Annotated in this window: 20 protein-coding genes; 15 read left to right on the top strand and 5 right to left on the bottom strand. The window is 67.4% G+C overall.

Features of this window, described 5'->3' with window-relative positions:
* Positions 1 to 14 precede the first annotated feature (14 nt).
* The gene (locus ACFT2C_RS09860; protein WP_377206861.1) at positions 15 to 1,034 is read right to left on the bottom strand and encodes a sugar phosphate isomerase/epimerase family protein; all 1,020 of its coding nucleotides are present in this window, start codon (positions 1,032 to 1,034) and stop codon (positions 15 to 17) included.
* Between the two features lie 355 nt (positions 1,035 to 1,389).
* Here ACFT2C_RS09860 and ACFT2C_RS09855 point away from each other — a divergent pair, with 355 nt between their 5' ends.
* The 3 genes from ACFT2C_RS09855 (at position 1,390) to ACFT2C_RS09845 (ending at position 4,389) form a co-directional block, all read left to right on the top strand.
* The gene (locus ACFT2C_RS09855; RefSeq protein WP_377206860.1) at positions 1,390 to 1,776 is read left to right on the top strand and encodes a DUF1622 domain-containing protein; all 387 of its coding nucleotides are present in this window, start codon (positions 1,390 to 1,392) and stop codon (positions 1,774 to 1,776) included.
* A gap of 804 nt (positions 1,777 to 2,580) precedes the next feature.
* The gene (locus ACFT2C_RS09850; RefSeq protein WP_377206859.1) at positions 2,581 to 3,570 is read left to right on the top strand and encodes an HNH endonuclease; all 990 of its coding nucleotides are present in this window, start codon (positions 2,581 to 2,583) and stop codon (positions 3,568 to 3,570) included.
* An 84-nt stretch (positions 3,571 to 3,654) separates the two neighbouring features.
* Entirely contained in the window at positions 3,655 to 4,389 is a 735-nt protein-coding gene (locus tag ACFT2C_RS09845; RefSeq protein ID WP_377206858.1) for a hypothetical protein, read from the top strand.
* Between the two features lie 98 nt (positions 4,390 to 4,487).
* On the opposite strand, the gene ACFT2C_RS09840 is transcribed toward ACFT2C_RS09845, so the two are convergent.
* From ACFT2C_RS09840 to ACFT2C_RS09830, 3 genes are all read right to left on the bottom strand, one after another.
* On the bottom strand, positions 4,488 to 5,363 hold the full coding sequence (locus ACFT2C_RS09840) for a hypothetical protein (protein ID WP_377206857.1): 876 nt from the start codon (positions 5,361 to 5,363) through the stop codon (positions 4,488 to 4,490).
* A 115-nt stretch (positions 5,364 to 5,478) separates the two neighbouring features.
* Positions 5,479 to 6,159 carry an HAD family hydrolase gene (locus ACFT2C_RS09835; RefSeq protein ID WP_377206856.1) on the bottom strand — a complete coding sequence of 227 codons (681 nt, stop codon included), beginning with the start codon at positions 6,157 to 6,159 and terminating at the stop codon, positions 5,479 to 5,481.
* Positions 6,156 to 7,004, bottom strand: a complete 849-nt coding sequence (locus ACFT2C_RS09830) for a GntR family transcriptional regulator (RefSeq protein WP_377206855.1) — start codon at positions 7,002 to 7,004, stop codon at positions 6,156 to 6,158. Before ACFT2C_RS09830 ends, ACFT2C_RS09835 begins: the two co-directional genes overlap by 4 nt.
* Before the next feature lie 135 nt (positions 7,005 to 7,139).
* Between ACFT2C_RS09830 and ACFT2C_RS09825 the strand changes: the two genes are divergently transcribed.
* From ACFT2C_RS09825 to ACFT2C_RS09770, 12 genes are all read left to right on the top strand, one after another.
* A complete protein-coding gene (locus ACFT2C_RS09825; protein ID WP_377206854.1) occupies positions 7,140 to 7,397 on the top strand; it encodes a hypothetical protein in 258 nt (85 codons plus the stop codon).
* A complete protein-coding gene (locus ACFT2C_RS09820) occupies positions 7,394 to 7,708 on the top strand; it encodes a DUF6284 family protein (RefSeq protein WP_377206853.1) in 315 nt (104 codons plus the stop codon). Before ACFT2C_RS09825 ends, ACFT2C_RS09820 begins: the two co-directional genes overlap by 4 nt.
* Before the next feature lie 14 nt (positions 7,709 to 7,722).
* Complete coding sequence (locus ACFT2C_RS09815; RefSeq protein WP_377206852.1) at positions 7,723 to 7,929, top strand: hypothetical protein; 207 nt, start codon at positions 7,723 to 7,725, stop codon at positions 7,927 to 7,929.
* A 2-nt stretch (positions 7,930 to 7,931) separates the two neighbouring features.
* Positions 7,932 to 10,163, top strand: a complete 2,232-nt coding sequence (locus ACFT2C_RS09810; protein ID WP_377206851.1) for an FtsK/SpoIIIE domain-containing protein — start codon at positions 7,932 to 7,934, stop codon at positions 10,161 to 10,163.
* A gap of 2 nt (positions 10,164 to 10,165) precedes the next feature.
* Positions 10,166 to 11,281: a hypothetical protein gene (locus tag ACFT2C_RS09805; RefSeq protein ID WP_377206850.1), complete on the top strand. Its 1,116-nt coding sequence runs from the start codon at positions 10,166 to 10,168 to the stop codon at positions 11,279 to 11,281.
* A 1-nt stretch (position 11,282) separates the two neighbouring features.
* Positions 11,283 to 11,609, top strand: a complete 327-nt coding sequence (locus ACFT2C_RS09800; RefSeq protein ID WP_377206849.1) for a hypothetical protein — start codon at positions 11,283 to 11,285, stop codon at positions 11,607 to 11,609.
* Positions 11,610 to 11,641: 32 nt separating this feature from the next.
* Complete coding sequence (locus tag ACFT2C_RS09795; RefSeq protein WP_377206848.1) at positions 11,642 to 12,013, top strand: hypothetical protein; 372 nt, start codon at positions 11,642 to 11,644, stop codon at positions 12,011 to 12,013.
* 142 nt (positions 12,014 to 12,155) lie between these two features.
* Positions 12,156 to 12,503: a hypothetical protein gene (locus tag ACFT2C_RS09790; protein WP_377206847.1), complete on the top strand. Its 348-nt coding sequence runs from the start codon at positions 12,156 to 12,158 to the stop codon at positions 12,501 to 12,503.
* A 19-nt stretch (positions 12,504 to 12,522) separates the two neighbouring features.
* A complete protein-coding gene (locus ACFT2C_RS09785; protein WP_377206846.1) occupies positions 12,523 to 12,936 on the top strand; it encodes a hypothetical protein in 414 nt (137 codons plus the stop codon).
* Complete coding sequence (locus ACFT2C_RS09780; RefSeq protein WP_377206845.1) at positions 12,933 to 14,213, top strand: hypothetical protein; 1,281 nt, start codon at positions 12,933 to 12,935, stop codon at positions 14,211 to 14,213. Before ACFT2C_RS09785 ends, ACFT2C_RS09780 begins: the two co-directional genes overlap by 4 nt.
* Before the next feature lie 172 nt (positions 14,214 to 14,385).
* Positions 14,386 to 14,634, top strand: coding sequence for a helix-turn-helix transcriptional regulator (locus tag ACFT2C_RS09775; RefSeq protein WP_377206844.1), 249 nt, complete (start codon positions 14,386 to 14,388; stop codon positions 14,632 to 14,634).
* Positions 14,631 to 15,710 carry a tyrosine-type recombinase/integrase gene (locus ACFT2C_RS09770; protein ID WP_377206843.1) on the top strand — a complete coding sequence of 360 codons (1,080 nt, stop codon included), beginning with the start codon at positions 14,631 to 14,633 and terminating at the stop codon, positions 15,708 to 15,710. Before ACFT2C_RS09775 ends, ACFT2C_RS09770 begins: the two co-directional genes overlap by 4 nt.
* Positions 15,711 to 15,823: 113 nt before the next feature.
* Here ACFT2C_RS09770 and ACFT2C_RS09765 read toward each other — a convergent pair.
* The coding region (locus tag ACFT2C_RS09765) for a hypothetical protein (protein ID WP_377206842.1) at positions 15,824 to 16,798 on the bottom strand (975 nt) is incomplete at its 5' end.

Here is a 16,798-nt window from a genome sequence, read left to right as displayed (position 1 = left end):
GGAGAGATGGACAGTCACGCGTACTGGGCGGCCGCGGCCAGCTGTTTCTGCAACGTGGCCAACGCGGTCGCGGCGACGTCATAGGCGCTGCCATAGGGCGTCGGGTCGTCCTCGCCCGGCCGCCAGAACCGACGGCGCGACATCCGCATGGAACTGTCGAAGGGCGGGATCGCGTTGAAGACCTCAACGAGGTACGGGCCGCGGAACACCGGTTCGAGCTCCCGCAGCAGCAGGTCCCACGGGATCCAGGCGTCCCCCACGGCGCCCCGGTCGGGCGCTGAGACGTGCACGAAGTGCAGTCGGTGCTGCGCGGACGCGCGCGCGACATTGCGCTGGAAGCTCTGCGGGCCCTGGCTTTCCATGACGACCTGCGCGGTGTCGAGGGCCACGCCGGCCGGCCGGCTCTCGAAGCTGTCGAGGAAGTCCAGCACCTCGGAGACCATGTTCGGCCCAGGTGTCTCCCAGCTCTTGACCGGCTCGATCGCGAGCGTGACGTTCTTCGTGCCGGCATGCTCGACCAGCTCCGCAAAGCTGGACCGCGCCGTCACATACCGTTGTGCCATCCAGTCCTGCAGCGCATCGCTCCAGATCGGCTCACCGTCGTCGGTGTCCGGGAAGACCCCGTAGGGGTAAAGGAACGGCCCTGACATGATGGCGGAGTCACCGCCCATGATGGCGGCGATGTCGACCCGGGACTTGAGATACGCGAGCGCCTGCGCACGTTGCTCCTGATAGGGCGAGGTGATGTCAAACCGCTGCGTCGTCCCGACGTTGATGGTGAACGGAACGTCGCCCACGCCGGCGAGGTCGAACCGATTCTTCAGCTTGACGTAGCTCGCGACCTCCAGCGCGTGATCGCCGCCGACCGGCTGCGGCGCGATATGCACATCGAAGCCGGTGTAGCCCATGTCCTTGAGCGCTCGGCAGTGTTCGATCAGGATCCGGCTGTAGGCCTCGTCATCCGGACGCAGGTCGGCAGTGAACATGAAGAAGCTAAAGTAAATGTCCCGGGCGGACGTGGACGTCGTCGTCATACTCGCTCCCTTGATGTCTTAAGTCGCCGGCTAGAAGCCGAAAACTTGTCACGCAGGTAGGCGTAGGCCTTGATCCGCACGAGCCAGCGGGTTCGCCTGGACGGGCCTGTTCGGCCTCGACCATCAACCGGCCCTCGTAATCGTTATCGGTCGACATCTACAGAATCGGGACGAATTTGATCGACCCCTTCCCTGGGTGGGACCTGCACCACGTGCTCCACACACTCCCCGTTAAGGTTCCGGGCCGCAACCGCAAGGCGCCCTCGGCCATGCTGAGGCAGTCGTCGACTCACGGAATCGCCTTGTAGCCGCAAGTCGCCGTGGAGATTCGACCCTGACGTGAAACGCTCGGCAGATGGCGGATATCAGCTTGGACGACCTGATGGAAGCAGTCGTGCGCGGATTCGAAGTGGGCGGCGTTGCGGTCTTGGTCGTGGGGTCAGTGGCTGCGTTCGTCTCGGCCGCCGTCTCGTACCGGCGGGTCGGGGGACGCCGCGCCTACGAGGGAGCGCGTCGTAACGTCGGGCGCGCCATTCTCTTGGGCCTGGAATTCCTCATTATCGCCGACATTGTCATGACAATCACGGTCGATCCCACACTCAACAGCGCCGTCGCGCTCGGAGTCATCGTGCTGGTCCGAACATTTCTTAGTTTCTCGCTCGAAATCGAACTCGAAGGTTCCCTGCCTTGGCGCCGCCGAACCTCGAGACCGAACCCGAACGTGGCGACGCGTTCGGGATGAGCAGGCGGATGAACCACAGCTCGGGGTTCGTCATTACGGAGCCGGTCGGGCCGCCGGACTGTCAGCACATGCGGCGTTGAGGGCCGTCTGAACAGCTGACCGACCGCTCACCAGCCCTCGGCCTAGCGCCAAGGAGGCCGTCCTCTAGCCCTGCAGGTCCCCACAATCCGCTTCGACCAGCAGCCGAGCCGCGTCCTTCGAGTCCGCGGCCCGCGCTACCCACACCGCGCCGCCGTCGAACAGACGTAACCGAGCCCGCGCCGCCCATCTCTTCGTCCCGGGTCCGCTCGACAAAGACCACGCCATGTTGCCCTGGCTCCAAACGTCGCTTTCCCATGCGATGAACCCAGGCGCATCACTGCCCTCCGAGTCAACCGTGTCTCGATCGTGTCCACCAGCGACACCTCAGTCACCGCCGCCACAAGGGTCTCGACCCGTACCGTCTACGCCGTCATAGGGGTTCAAGTCTCACCTGCACACGCACCCGAGACGGCGCCCGCGCAACCGTGTCACGAACCGTGTCCGCAGTCCTCGGAACCCGCATCCGGGCAATACGAAGGGCCGCTAACACAGCAGGTCAGCGGCCCTTCCAAGGGTGGAGCTAGGGGGATTCGAACCCCCGACCTTCTCATTGCGAACGATGGGGGCTCGAATTCCCTGCTATTTCAGGCCCGATTCTCCGGGTGCATCGAGTGCATCGGATGCGGGTAGATGCGCTCTCGGGGGGCACCCGGGGGGCACGCCAACAGGGCTGGGCGGAAGTGCTGCAGCGCGGATGTCACACCCTGCGGATACGTTCGCCATATGAGCCTCGCAGATCTGACAGACCCCGAAGCCGTGAACAAGGCGATTGCCGAGTTCGAGGCCAGCGGACGCGAGGCGTTCCTCGGCAAGTACGGCTTCAAGCCCGCCAGGGACTACTTCATCGTGATCGATGGAAAGCGGTACGACTCGAAGGCAATTACAGGCGTGGCTCACCTGTACCAGACCGGCACTCTCATGTCGCCTGACATGTTCTCCGGCGGTGAGAGCACGGTCGCGAACCGCCTCAACAAGCTCGGCTTCGAGGTCACCCGTCCCACGATGCCGCCTAACTGGTCCGTGGATGAGTTGATGCTGGCCCTCGACCTCTACCTGCACATCCGGGGACAGGGCCGCCAGGGCTTCAGTGCGAAGGTCGCAGCCCTCAGCGAGGAGCTGCGGTCGCTCCGGATCTTTCAGGAGGCTGTTCGGTCGAACCCCGCTTTCCGCAACCCTTCGAGCGTGTCGCTCAAGCTCGACAACTTCTCGTCGATCGACCCGGCACACGAGGGCCAGGGTATGGATCACGGAGGGGCAGGAGACGCCAGGGTGTGGGACGCGTGGGCGCACCGCCCCGGCGAGCTTGCGCAGGCCGTCGCCCTGATCCGCTCCCGCGGCGAGTCTGACGACGCGCCCGAGGAGACCGGTGAGGACGAGGAGTACGGGGCACTAGAGGGCCGGATCCTGTTCCGTGAGCACCGTCGCCGCGAACGCGACCGGGCGCTCGTCGCCAAGAAGAAGCAGAGCGTACTCAAGAAGACCGGCCGCCTCGCCTGCGAGGTCTGCGACTTCGAGTCCTCCGAGGCGTACGGCGTCGAGGGAGTCATCGACGTTCACCACGTCGTCCCTCTGCACGAGATCGGCGAGAGCGTCACCACCATGAAGGATCTAGCGCTGGTCTGCCCTACCTGTCACCGGGTACTTCACAAGCACCAGCCCATCATCACTCCCGCTGTACTGCGACAGAAACGGAACGCGTCTGGCGCGTCATAGCGGTGAGCTCATCTCGTGCTATCGGACGGCGTTGCACCGCGCTGTTCCCAAGCGCCAGGCAATGGCTGGCGGCACGATGTGCATATGCCCATGCAACTGGCGGTGTCCATCACTGAACCGGCCGTGCCGGATCGGAAGGTCTGGCTGCCGATCCAACCGCTCCTGATCCACTTCGTCGGTCGACCACGAGGGAGTTCCTTATTCGGGCCGGAACCAGCGCAGGTCAAGGAGCTCTCCGTCAGTGAGAAGCTGAGCAACATCGCGATCAACGCCCTGATTCGCGGGTTTCAAGTGCCGGGGTCGGGATCCAATCGCGTAGTGAGCGCTTCAGACATCTCCCCTGCCGAACTCCAGTGGGCCTTCAAGCAGGGCTTGAACACACGCGGGACTTACAGCCCTTGGGCGGTCGTTCTCGATCGATCGGTGATGTGGCAGGCCGGCATGCGGCCGGTTCTCTATGTGGACGACACCGACGCACCGAAATTCCAGGACGCGTCCGGCGCAATTCGCGGTGACGGTTGGCAGGCTCTCATGGTTCGGACGAGCCTCGGCCCTCAGCCCGGCCGTAGCGACTGGACTCACGAACGGGAATGGCGGTTCTGCTACCCCGAGAACGTGGAGGAACCGTGCCTGGACATCAGCCAGGGAGTCCGCGCGGTAATCACAGGCGAGCGGGACTGGGAACCAGTTCGCCCGCCCGAGGTTCACCCGGCCGTGAATCTGACCTACAACCCGACCTACTCGTTCAATCGGTGGTACTGGAACGGCACTACGTTGATTGACGCCGGAATGGTTGAGGTCCGCAACTACGACTCATGAGGTCTCTCAGCCGTCTGCCGTCGATCCTTCGGGCGGCCGGGGCCAATGCGGTGCAGCGCCGATGATTCCGGGATGGCGTGCACCATCGATCCACACCGCTACCGCGGCACGGCGTCCTGTTCGTCCGCGGCCGCGGTGATCCTGGGCACGAGAATGTCGACTGTGCTCAGCTCAGTCTTCAGGACCATTCGAGATCTTCCGTCCTGGCGGTAGATCTCACGCATCTCCTCGACCTGCTGGCGTCGTCTTTGCCAGAGGTCAGGCTGCCACAGTTGCGGCTTGAACGTACCTATCGCCGCGCGTCCCGGTGGGTACTCCCCCACGATCTTCTGCGTAGCTCCGACGCTTACAGCAAGCAGCTCGTGCAGGGCAGCCTCCACTTGGAACAGGTCTATTTCGTCCTCGCCGAACACGAGCAGGCCAACGAACGGCGCAAAGTACCGGACGTTCTCGTGCCTGCCCTCCTGCCCCTGGCTCCTGGCCTCGATCTCACTTACCGACAGGAGGTAGAGATCTTCGGAGATGTACCAGTCGCTGAGTGACCAGACGTCGCCAGCGGTCACGAGGGCGTCGATCCGCTCATCGATGTGCTCGTAGCTGTGCCTTACGGCCTCGATGGTGAACAGCGGCGAGTCGTCCTCGACCTCAAGCAGCTCTCTCAGTCTCTTGGCGCGCTTGCTGGCCTGGCTCTTTAGTTCAGCCTTTCGAGGCCCAGTTGCGCCCTTTGGGGGGATCGGCTTGGGCTTGAGGAACCGGTTGAGGATGATCGCGGCCGTGACGAAACCTTGGAGCTCGGCCCAGACGGGCAAGTCCCCAAGCGTTCGTCGCTCGTGCCAGACCGTGAGGTCAGCTGGCGTCCCCTCGATGGCCCACAGTCGATCAAGGTGGTAGAGCGCAAGACGCGCCTGGTTCACACAACTTGAGAGGTAGTAGTCGTCAGCCGAGATCGCATCGCCGCGCCGGATCGAGGTCATCGGCGCCCGGCGCCCGTTATGGGGCGTTGGAGTGTTCATGCCTCAGGGAACCACCATGACGGAGTGTGATCCCAGCGTTCGGATGCGCACCGACCAACGTTCACCCTGCGCTCGATCAGGCCAGATGCCCACGATCGATGAGGCTGGTGATCGCGTCGGTCACCGCGTCGGCGCCCGCCTCCCGTAGTTCAACGCCTCGCTGTCGCGTCTTGGCGTAGCCGATCGAGCCGACGCTTGTTGTTCTTGCTACCTCAATGTCAGATACGGAATCCCCGATAAGGACGGCCCTCTGGGCGCGGGCTTCCGCGATCTTCAGGGCACGCTCGACAGTGTGCGGATGCGGCTTCATGAGTTCCGGCCGGAGGTGCGGTCGTCCGACAACGTCGCGCACGTACGTCGTCAGGCCATGGCGTTCGAGGTAGGCGCGGATCGGTGCTGCGGCGTTGTTGCTGACGATGACGACCGGCTTTCCAGCGGCGTGGAGAGCGGCAAGGAGCGCGTGTGCACCGGGGGTGGGTGTGCAGGTTCGGGCGGAGTCGAGCTCGGCTGCTGTGCACACCTTCTCGACGTCGGCGAGAGCTTCCGGCGCGTGCGTTCCAGCCCAGCGGATGATGGCGAGATGGTCCGACGTCGCGGCGATGTCGTCGGGCAAGGCGACACCGTGGGCGGTGACCGCCTGCCGGGCTGCGTCGGCGGCGTGCATGTTCGCCGGCGCGGGCATGAGCGGGGTGACTGGGCCGTCGAAGTCGAGGAGTACGGCGTCCGACTCGTTGAGGAGCTGCGCGGCATCGGTCACCGGGTCACCTCGGTCGCCACGCTGTTCCAGACGCTGTCGAACCACTGGCGTATCTGTGTGACGAAGGTTGATTCGATGGACTCGGGGTCGCCATCGTCGGTGTAGTGGAAGAGGACAGCGTCCTTGCCCATCGGGTCGAAGATGCTGACCTTCTCTCCGTTGACCCGGACCTCGTGTGTGACCACGGGGTAGAAGCCGAAGAAGGCGACATCGCCGTTGATGACGTACGCCTTGAAGACCGGCGCGGAACCGAACGAGCGGGTCTCGACGGTGACCGTGGGGACGAGTTCGAGGTCTGCGAGTTCGAGCACGGAGTCCCTGACGGCGCTGATGTGTCGGGCGCCGATATCCGCCATGCGCTGTCGGGTGTGGGTGCTCGCTTCGTCGTCTCCGCTGGTTGCGGCCGGTAGCGCCAGGCGGGCGGTCATGTCGGACACCAGGAGGCGGAGGTGGATCGACTTGGGCGTGAGGCGGCCGGTTCGGATCTTGTCGAGCGGTTCCGCGATTGCGCCGTGGAGCGTCTCAGCGGTGTAGCCCACGAAGTCGATCCGGACGTCGTCCACTTCGAAGGCCTTTTCGAGATGTGGCCGGAGCCCGACGGGTCGCTCGGTTCGCTCGCGTGCGTACATCCCGCTCCCCTGCCGCGACGTCACGAGCCCATCGTCTTTGAGGATGCGTAGTGCCTGCTGAACGGTCATACGGGCTACGCCGTAGCGCTCTCCCAGCTCCTTCTGAGACGGCAACTTGTCGCCTGGCGCGATGGTGCGCGTGAGGATCGCGGCGCGGAGTGCGGCCGCGACCTGCTGGTAGGGCGGGCGCGGGTCATCAGGGTCGAGAAGGCTCATGCGCTCCACGATACCCGCTTGGACAGCCAAGTCAGCCAACTTCCGTTCATCTGTTGACATGGCTAGCCAGGCTGTGCAAGCCTCCTCTTGTTCGACCAAATGGCTAGCCAACCTAGCCCAATCGAGAGGTGAGACATGTCGAAGTACCGCAGCGGGGCGCTGGACTCAGCCCGCCGCTACCTGTTTGACGCGGGCCTGAACCTGGCCGGGGCCGCCCGCATGCTCGTCACTCACGGCCACGGCCGGGAGGACGACGGAACCGCTGAGGTCGGGCGGGAAGCGCTGGAGATGTCGGTCCGTGCCGAGGAACTGAAGGCCACCGTCCGCGCCGCGCACGACGCAGCGGACGCCGCCGAGGTCCAGGGTGTCGAAACCACCGGGGAGAACCGATGAACCTCTACACCGCTTACGACGCGTTGGAGGTCGAGCCGTCGTTCACCGACCTCGCGGCCATTGCCGCCGAGGAACCGGTCATCGCCGCTGAGGTCGCCGTGGTGGACGCGGAGTGCCGCCTGGCGATGTCGCACGACGAGGTGGCGGTCAAGGCTCACCGCCGCGCCGTCGCCGCTCTCGGCGTCGCGCTCCGCACGGCGGTCGAGACCAGCGCCAACCGCGCCACGTCCACGGCCCCGGCGTACGCCGCCGGTGGCCCGCTCTCGACGGCCCGCCGGGTCGTCATCCGTCCCGCCACCCGCACCGCCTGACAAGGAGCTCCGACATGATCACCGTTTCCCTGCTGGTCTTCCTGCTGATCGTCTCGTTCATCGCCGTCAAGTACGGCTCCGCCAAGGTCGGCACCCTCACCCTCGGCGTCTGCCTCGGGCTGGCGCTGGCCTCCACCTCGTTCGGCATGTGGGGCGTCGAGGCCCTCAACGACCTGCTCAACAACCTGTTCTCTGGTGCCAACGAGATGGCGGGGGCCTGAACATGACCACCCCCAACGACGAGCCCACGCCGGGCAACCACGTCCCCGATGACGCCGAGCTCGATGCCATCGTCAACGGCCCGGGCGAGGTCGTCAGCCTCACCGACGCGCGCCGCGCTCGTGGGCTGGACCAGAGTGCCGGCACGACGTCGGCCGACGAGGACAACACCCTCACGGGTGAGGTCATCGACGCCCCGCCCGCCCCGGCGTCCGACGCCGCCGAGCGCGCGCCGCATGTCCTGGAGCACCGTGGGGACCACGAGCCGCTACAGGTTCTGCCGCAGTGGGCCACCTCGCCCGAGGTGTTCCTCGCCGCTGTCCAGCGTGAGTCCAAGTTCGTGGCCTCGTGGGTCGGCCACCACGGAGTGCGCCTGCCGTTCGTGTACCTGCCCAAGTTCCTGGTCCGGGCCGGTGTCGGGTTCGGGCTGTGCGTGCGTGGCCTGTCGCGGTGGGTGACCGACGCCGAGAACAAGGCCACCCGCGCCGCCCTCATGGCCGGTGTGCGCGGCACGAGCGAGTGGAAGACACTCCGCAAGGAGCACGCCGACGGCGTCCGCGCCCGCCTGGCTGGCCTCGCCGCCGCCGGGATGGTCTCCGGCGTCGGCGGCGTGACCCTGTACAGCTACGGCGGTCCCGAGACCCTGACCGCCGCCGCGATCACGGCCGGTACCGCCGCTCTGACCGCGTTCGGCGTCGTCGGCACGAAGAACGTCACCAAGCCCATCGTGGAGGCGCACGAGGGCGAGGTGCCCAAGCTGACGGTGGACGTCGTCACTGACGCCCTGCTCACCCTCGGTCTGGGTTCCATGGGCGAGGTCAAGGCGGGCCGCGCTGAGAACAAGGTCCTGCGGATCTTCCCCACCACGGGCGGGGTCGAGATTCACGTTGACCTGGTGCCGGGGGCGACCACGGCCATGGTGATCGAGCGCAAGGACCGCCTGGCCTCCGCGCTGCGCCGCCCGCTGGACACGGTGTGGCCGGAGAACAACCACAAAGCGAACCCGGGCCGCCTGAACCTCTACATCGCAGACAAGGCGCTCTCCGAGCGGCGTGACGTCGAGTGGAAGCTCCGCAACAAGGGCGAGACCAACGTGTTCGAGCCCTTCCCGATCGGTGAGGACCAGCGCGGCCGCCAGGTCTCGGTGAACCTCATGTACAACAACGTCGTCGTCGGTGGCCTGCCCGGCATGGGCAAGACCTACCTGCTCCGCGTCCTGATCCTCGGGGCGATGCTCGACCCGCGCACCGAGCTGCACATTCACGAGCTCAAGGGCACCGGCGACCTGCTGGCGCTCAAGCCCGTAGCCCACGTGTGCCAGTCCGGTGACGACCCGGACGACTTCAAGGCACTGCGGGACGACCTGCGCAACGTCCGCGAGGAGGTGCGCCGCCGCTCCGCGTTCATCCGGTCCCTGCCGCGTGACCAGGTACCCGAGTCCAAGGTCACCGACGAGCTCGCCAACCGGTACGGCATCAAGCCGCTGCTGTTCGTCATCGACGAGTCGCAGCTCGCGTTCAAGGACCCGACCTACGGCAGTGAGATTGCCTCGCTGGTCGAGGACATCACCCGCCTGGGCCGCGCCCTGGGCATCATCCTCATCCTGGCCACGCAGCGCCCGAACAAGGACGCGATCCCCACGGCCATCTCGGCGCTGATCAGCATCCGTATCTGCCTGCGGGTCGGTGACCAGACCACCAACGACATGGTCCTCGGCACGAGCATGTACAAGGCCGGGCACCGCGCCACCGACCTCGACCCCGAGGCCAAGGGCGTAGCCCTGCTGGCGGGCGAGAAGGCTGACCCGCAGCTCGTACGGGGTGCCAATGTGGACGGGGCGTCCTCGGACAAGATCGTCGAGCGCTCCCGCGCCATCCGCGAGGCCAAGGGCCTCCTGACCGGCATGGCCGCCGGGGACATCCCCGCCGACCTGGACCACTCCACCGTGCTCGACCACCTGCTCGCCGTCTGGCCCGAGAACGACCCCGAGTGGGCCAACGGGAAGATCTGGTCCGACGAGCTCGCCGCCCGCCTGGCCGAGCACAAGCCCACCCTCTACGCGGGCTGGGACGCCGCCCAGGTCAACGCCGCCGCCAAGCGCCACGGCGTCACCGCCAAGAACGTCAAGCACGGCACCGGCGCGAACAACGTCCGCAAGGGCCTCGTGCGCGCCGAGGTCGTCAAGGCCGCTGGCGACGTCATCGCACTGCCCGACACCACCACCGAGGAGGACTGACCATGAGCACCACGCACACCACCACCGATGCACCGCGGCGCGGGTCGCGCCGCCTAGTCCTGGGCGGAGCCGTCTCCGTCGCCGTCATCTCGACGCTGTCCGCCTACCTCGCGATGGTCGGGTTCGGCCGCGACGTGCTGGGCATGGACCAGGGCACCGCGTACACCACCGCCGGAGTGTTCGAGCTCTCGCTCGTCACCGTCGCTCTCCTGGCGCGTGAGGCAGCCCGGGACAACCGGCCCGGCGGCACCCTGCTCACGCTCACGTGGGCGCTGTCGTCCGCGTCCGGCGTGTTCGCCGCGTGGCACGAGCTCTACATGGGCCACCCGGTCGGCGCGGTCCTGTTCCGGTTCATCGTGCCGCTGCTCGCCGCCCTCATGTGGCACCTCGCCCTGATCGGTGACCGCCACCTCGCGACCGGCGCGACCTGGTCCGGCATGCGCCAGTCCATGCGGATGCACGCCCTGTTCCTCACCACCGAGGACGCTGTCCGGGCGCACGCCGCCGACGACGGCACCCCCGCCGCCCGCCGCGCCATCGAGCGCGCCGAGGCCCGCCGCCGGACCGCCCGCGCGGTCGCACTCAAGTCCGTACCGCCCGCCCAGATGCGGACACAGACCGCCGAGTGGATGGACTCCCTGTCCGCCGTCGCGGACGCGGTCACCGACGTGGCCCGCCTACACGTCGAGGCGAACAACCGCGTGGCCGGGCACCTGGCCGGGCCGGTCGTGTCCGGGCCGGACTACACCGACCGCGCCGCCGACGCTGTCCGGGCAGAACTGGCGGACATCATCACGGACACCGAGGCGGACGCTGACCGGCTGTCCGCCACCCCGGCGGCCGGACAGGACACGCCCCGTGTCCGGGCCACCGTCCGGGCCGCTGTCCGCCCGAGCAAGCCCCGGACCGTCCGCCCGGTGTCGAACGGTGACCGGGCCGCCCGTCTGGACATCGTGTCCGGGCTGCTCTCCGCCAACCCGGACGCCACCGCCCGTGACGCGCTGTCCGCCCTGGCAGCCGAGGGCCACCATGTGACCGACCGGACCGCCCGCCGCCTGCTGTCCGACGCCCGCCCGGGCACGGACAGCGCCACCGACACGGACACCGAGGCGGCGTGACATGTCCCCGATCTTCCAGCGCGCCGCCCGGGAGTGGGCCGCGATGCGGTCCGAGTACGGCGACTACCTGGAAGCCCACATCGCCGCCGCCTACCGCGCCACCAACGGTGTCCTGCTCAACGCGCGCGGCCGGGCCGCCGGAGTCAGTGAGGAGCGCCTGTTCCTCGCCGGAGGATCGTTCGCCGCCGCGTACGCCTCGCCCGAGCTGCGCGAGTTCTGGGCGGCTCACCCCCGGCTCACCGTCGAGGCATTCGAGACCGCATGGGCCGAACGGCTCTACACCGCCGAGGGAGAGGAGCTGCCCGAGCACTGGCACACCGCCGCCTGACCCGCACCACCCGCCACCCCGCAGGAGGAACCGTGAACCGCAACGACAACCTCAGCCCGACCGAGTACGCCGAACTCGTGCGCGACGCTCGCCAGCTCGTGGCCGCCGTCGAGCGAGCCGTACGCCGCACCGGCACCGTGTTCGTCGTGGCGATGGGCCTCACCATCGCCGCCACGGCCCTCGGGCTGGACGTGGTCGCGTCGCTCGCCGCTGTGGTCGCGGTCATCGCGTTCGCCGCCGCGCTGGTCTCGCTCATGGCCCGGATCGCCGTCGGGCCGATGCCCGCCGAGGTAGCCCACCCCACCCCCGCCGCACTGGTCGAGCACCCGGCGAACGGTAGCGGAGGCCCCGCTACCGGTAGCGGCTCCGCTACCGCCGAAAACGGCGTGATTCCAACGAAGTAGCGGGGTAGCACCCCCTCCCGGCGCACCCCGAAACCCCCACCTCACGCAGTTCTGAGGGCACGGCGGGCCGCTACCGCTACCCGCCGTGCCCCTACCCCACCCATGCCAAAAACAGGCAGCAGAACAGGAACGGAGACCCGCCATGACCAGCACCCCGCCCGCCGGTCGCGCCTACTCCCGCCAGGTCATCGCCGCATGGCTGCACGGCTACACCACCGGCCACAACGTCGGCTGGCACGACGGCCGCGCCGCCGGGCACGCCGAGGGGTACGACGCCGGGCACGCCGACGGCATCCCCGAGGGCCGCCGCCTGGCCGACGACGAGGCCGCCGCCAGGTTCCGCCACTTCCGCGCCATGTCCGACGCCGTCCGCCCCAACCTCGCCCGCCCCCGGCCCTGGGGCGAGGCCAAGCCGCTGCCGACGCCCGCCGATTGCCTGGCCACCTGGCCCACACCGCCCGCCCTGTACTCCGTCCACGCCGCCGCCTGACCCCGAGGGAGACACGACCATGAAGCACACCACCCACCACCTGGCCGCCGTGCCGGCACTGCCCGCCCGCCGCGTCGAGGAGTTCGTTCTCGACGTCCACCGCACCCACACGAGCTGGTGCTACTGGCCCGCCCAGGACGGACAGCGCCGACGGCTCGAGCTCTCCGAGGCCCAGGCAGGGACCTACCCCGTGCGCGTCGAGACCAGCCCCGTGGGCGACCTGCTCGCCGTGGTGGACCTGGACACGTTCGTCATGCGCCGCATCACCTGGCGGTGGATCTTCCCCAAGGTCGAGCGGCTCTACGCCCGGACCGTGTCCGACGTCGCGTGGCTCACCGACGAGGTAGCCGACGGCGCCGCCGCGATGACCGACGACGACGGCACGCCCCTGGCGACCTGGCGTCGCCTCGACACCGAGGAGGTAGCCCGATGACCGCCACGACCCCCGAGCTCCACACCGGAACCGAGGACCTGGACCCCGAGTCGGTGTTCTGGGAGGCGCGCCCCGAGCTGGCCGCCGTGCGCCAGTACGCCCGCGCCGCCATGGCCTCACCCTGGGCCGTCCTGGGCTGCACCCTGGCCCGCGTGGCGCTGTCGGTGCCGCCCGTGGTCGTCCTGCCGCCCCTGGGCAACGACTCCAGCGCCGTCGCCTCGCTCAACCTGTTCGTCGGCCTCGTCGCCCCGTCCGGCGTCGGCAAGGGCGTCGCGACCCGCGCCGCCGAGGGTGTGCTGAACGTCCCGCCGGGCGGAGGCCGCCTGATCGTCGAGCGTCCGCTCGGTTCGGGTGAGGGTATGGCGCACGTGTTCACCGACACCGACGACGACGGCGAAGACACACCCGCCGTGCACTCCGTGTGGTTCGACGTGCCCGAGGTGGACACCCTCACCGCCCTCGTCGGCCGCAAGGCATCCACCCTCGCCAGTGAGGTCCGCAAGATGTTCACCGGGGAGGGCCTGGGCTTCCAGAACGCCGACGCCACCCGCCGCAAGATCGTCCCCGCGCACTCCTACCGCGCGGCCCTCGTCGCCGGAGTACAGCCCCGCAAGGCGGGGCCGCTGCTGGACGACGCGGCAGGCGGCACGCCTCAGCGGTTCCTGTGGATGCCCGCCACCGACCCCGGAGCACCCGACGAGCTGCCGCCCACACCGGAACCGCTCACCTGGACCTCGCCCGTGCTGGCGACCGAGCACCGCCGCATCCTCCTGAACGTGGCCGCGCCGATCAAGGCGCTACTCCAGGACGAGCGCCGCAAGCGGCTGCGCGAGGAGCTGACCGACGACAACGGACAGCAGTCCCTCGTGCGGCTCAAGGTCGCCGCCCTGCTCGCGCTCCTGGCCCGACGCCTCGACGTCACCGAGGGTGACTGGCAGCTCGCCGACTACGTCATGGATGTCTCGGACCGCACCCGCACAAGGATGCGTGACGCCCTGCGCGCCGACGCCGTCCAAGCCGTACGTGAGCGGGCCGAGGCCCGGGCCGCGTTCGACGAGCACCAGGACGACGCCGTCGTCCGGCGCACCGCGCAGAAGATCCTTGCCCGCCTCGACGTCGAGCCCACGCCCGCCAGTGCGGTCCGGTCGGCCCTGGGCAAGAACCTCCGTGACTACTTCGAGGCCGCCGCCGACACGCTCATCGCCCGTGGGCTGATCGAGCGCACGGACGACGAGTACCGAGGCCAGAGCAAGGTGATGCTCCGTCGCCGCCAGTGAGCCTTAGCCCTGGCATTTGCCAGGGCTACCAGGGCTAAACCACCAGGCCTAAAACCGCAGGTCAGACACCAGATTTAGCCATGGCGGGTTAGCCCTGGCACATGCCAGGGCTAACCCCCTCAGAGCACCTATCGAAGTAGCCACCGGACGCTGCGAGCAAGGAGCAACCACCGTGAGCATCACCACCGAGGTTCGGACCCGAAAGAAGAGTCTTGCGCCCGTCACGGGGATTGGAGTCCACATGGATCCCGACGAGTACCTGACGACCGAAGAGGTCGCCGCCTGGCTGAAGGTCGCCCCCTCAACCGTCTGCCGCTGGCGCATGGCCAGCAAGGGACCCCGCGTGACGTGGCTCTCTCCCACGCTGCCGCGCTACCGCCGCGCCGACGTCGCGGCCTGGCTGGAGAAGGTGGCGGCATGAGCGTCGCGAAGCACGGCAAGCGGTGGCGCGCCAAGCTGAAGGACGGCCGAATCGACGTCGCGTCTCAAGTCTTCGACACCAAGACCGAGGCCCAGGACTGGCTGCGTCGGGAGAAAGCCGCACTCGCGGGCGGCATCGACCCTCGGGCCGGAAAGGAGCGGGTCCGGTCCGCGCTCGACCGCTGGCTCAAGATCCGCCGCGTGACCGTCGCCCAAAAGACGTACACGGCGGACGCCGACCTGACACGCCTGATGCCCGCCAGCATGCAGAACGTGCACCTCTCGTCCGTCAAGGATCGCGAAGTCGCCCGATCCTTCGAGAAGCTGCTGGCGGGTGGGCTCAAGGAGTCCTCAGTTGTGCGGTACCGGGCAAGCCTGTCGGTGTTCTTCTCCTGGTGCGTGCGGGAGAAGTTGATCGCGACGAACCCCGTCACTGGGGTCAAGGTGCCCAAGGGGTCCGACGAGATTGACGAGATGGACCCGTTCACGGAGAACGGGCTTGAGGCCGCGTATCTCACGTGGAAGATGAAGGACGAGCGCCTTGCCGACATCCTGCTCGTCAAGGGCTGGACCGGGCTGCGCTGGGGCGAGCTGCGCGCCATGCAGGTGGCGAACCTCATGGAGGTTCCGACGCCCGGCCTCATGGTCCGGCGCAACCAGCCCGAGGGGGTGCCGGTGAAGGCGACCAAGGGTCGCAGGCTGCGCCGGGTACCGCTGGCGAATCGTGTGCTGCCCATCGTGCGCGAGCTGGCCAAGGACAAGGCTCCGCATGACCTGCTGTTCACGGCGTCGACCGGCGCGCAACTCTGGCGGTCGAACACGCTCCGTACTCTCGGTTGGGAGAAGACCGGGCAGGAGCGACGCTTGCACGATCTGCGGCACACTGCCGCGTGCCTCTGGCTGGCTCGCGGTGTGGACCCCGGAACGGTGCAAGCGTGGTGCGGTCACGAGTCGATCGCGACCACGAACCGGTATCTGCACTTCCTCGGGACCGGAGCCGATCGAGCAGGCCTGGATCGCCTTAACGAGGATGCAGGACGCACCAGGGATGCAGGCGTAGCTGGTAGCAACGCGTGAGCGATAAAGAGCCCGTTTGACCGAAGCATATGCCCCGGTCAGACGGGCTCTTTCGGGTCGTCTCCCGGCGCGGCTTCATCGCTGCGCGACCGGTAGCAATCCGGTCACACGGCTTACGCAGTCTCCAGTTCCTCGTTGACTTGGAGATCGTTGGTGTATCGGAGTAGCGAAGTGCCGAGCATGATCGCGTGCACGGTATTAGTCGGCGTGTATTGCAACGGATCGACGGCGTGGGCACTACCGTGCCGCGCGAGCGACTCTGGGATGGGGTCGCCCTTGTGTGGCATAAACCGCATGTAGACCTGCCAGAGTGCCGAGAAGACCAGGCGGCTGCGAAGATCCAAATCGTCCAGGCTAGCCGTCGGCTCCTTGCGCCTGCTAAACGACTTGACCATCGTGTATGTCTCTTTGTCGTACACGAGGTTGAGGACCGAGTCGAACACACTGGTGGCGAGCGCTTGTGCGGGCATCATAAATCCGGCTCGCGCCGCATCGATCGATTCGCGCATTGCCGGTACAAAACCGCTCAGCTCAAGACTCACACATACGTCGAGCTGGGCCGTGCAGTCGTCGAAGATATCGACAGCACGGTCCCTAAGCACCTGGCGGCGAGCGAGGAGGTCTTCCGCATCAATGAGTTCCTTGACGATTTCAGCGCGCGGCACATGGAGCAGGCAGATGCCCTCGTTCCTTGCGAGTTCCGCCGTCTGCGTCATCGAAAGCCCCTCGACGCCGTAAAGATTTGCGGATGGGAGATACGCCTTGCGGAGCGCCTCGGCCCTAGCTGCCAGGGGCGCGTACAGTTCGGCGATCTTCGACGCAGTTGCCGAGGGCTGGAAGATCGACAGGTTCGGAACGTTCATCCCGAACGTGCTGTTCGAACCCAGGAGTGTTGACTTCTGAAAGTCTCCGATCACGGAAGACAACCCGGAGTACTTGGCGAAGTCGAACCCCTTCGGAACCATCGACTTCTGAAAGTCTCCGATCACAGAGGACAACCCGGAGTACTTGGCGAAGTCGAACCCCTTCGGAACCATCGACTTCTGAAAGTCTCCGATCACAGAGGACAACCCGGAGTACTTGGCGAA

Source organism: Promicromonospora sp. NPDC057138, from assembly GCF_042670845.1.
GTDB lineage: Bacteria > Actinomycetota > Actinomycetes > Actinomycetales > Cellulomonadaceae > Promicromonospora.
This window is presented reverse-complemented; position numbering and strand designations above follow the sequence as displayed.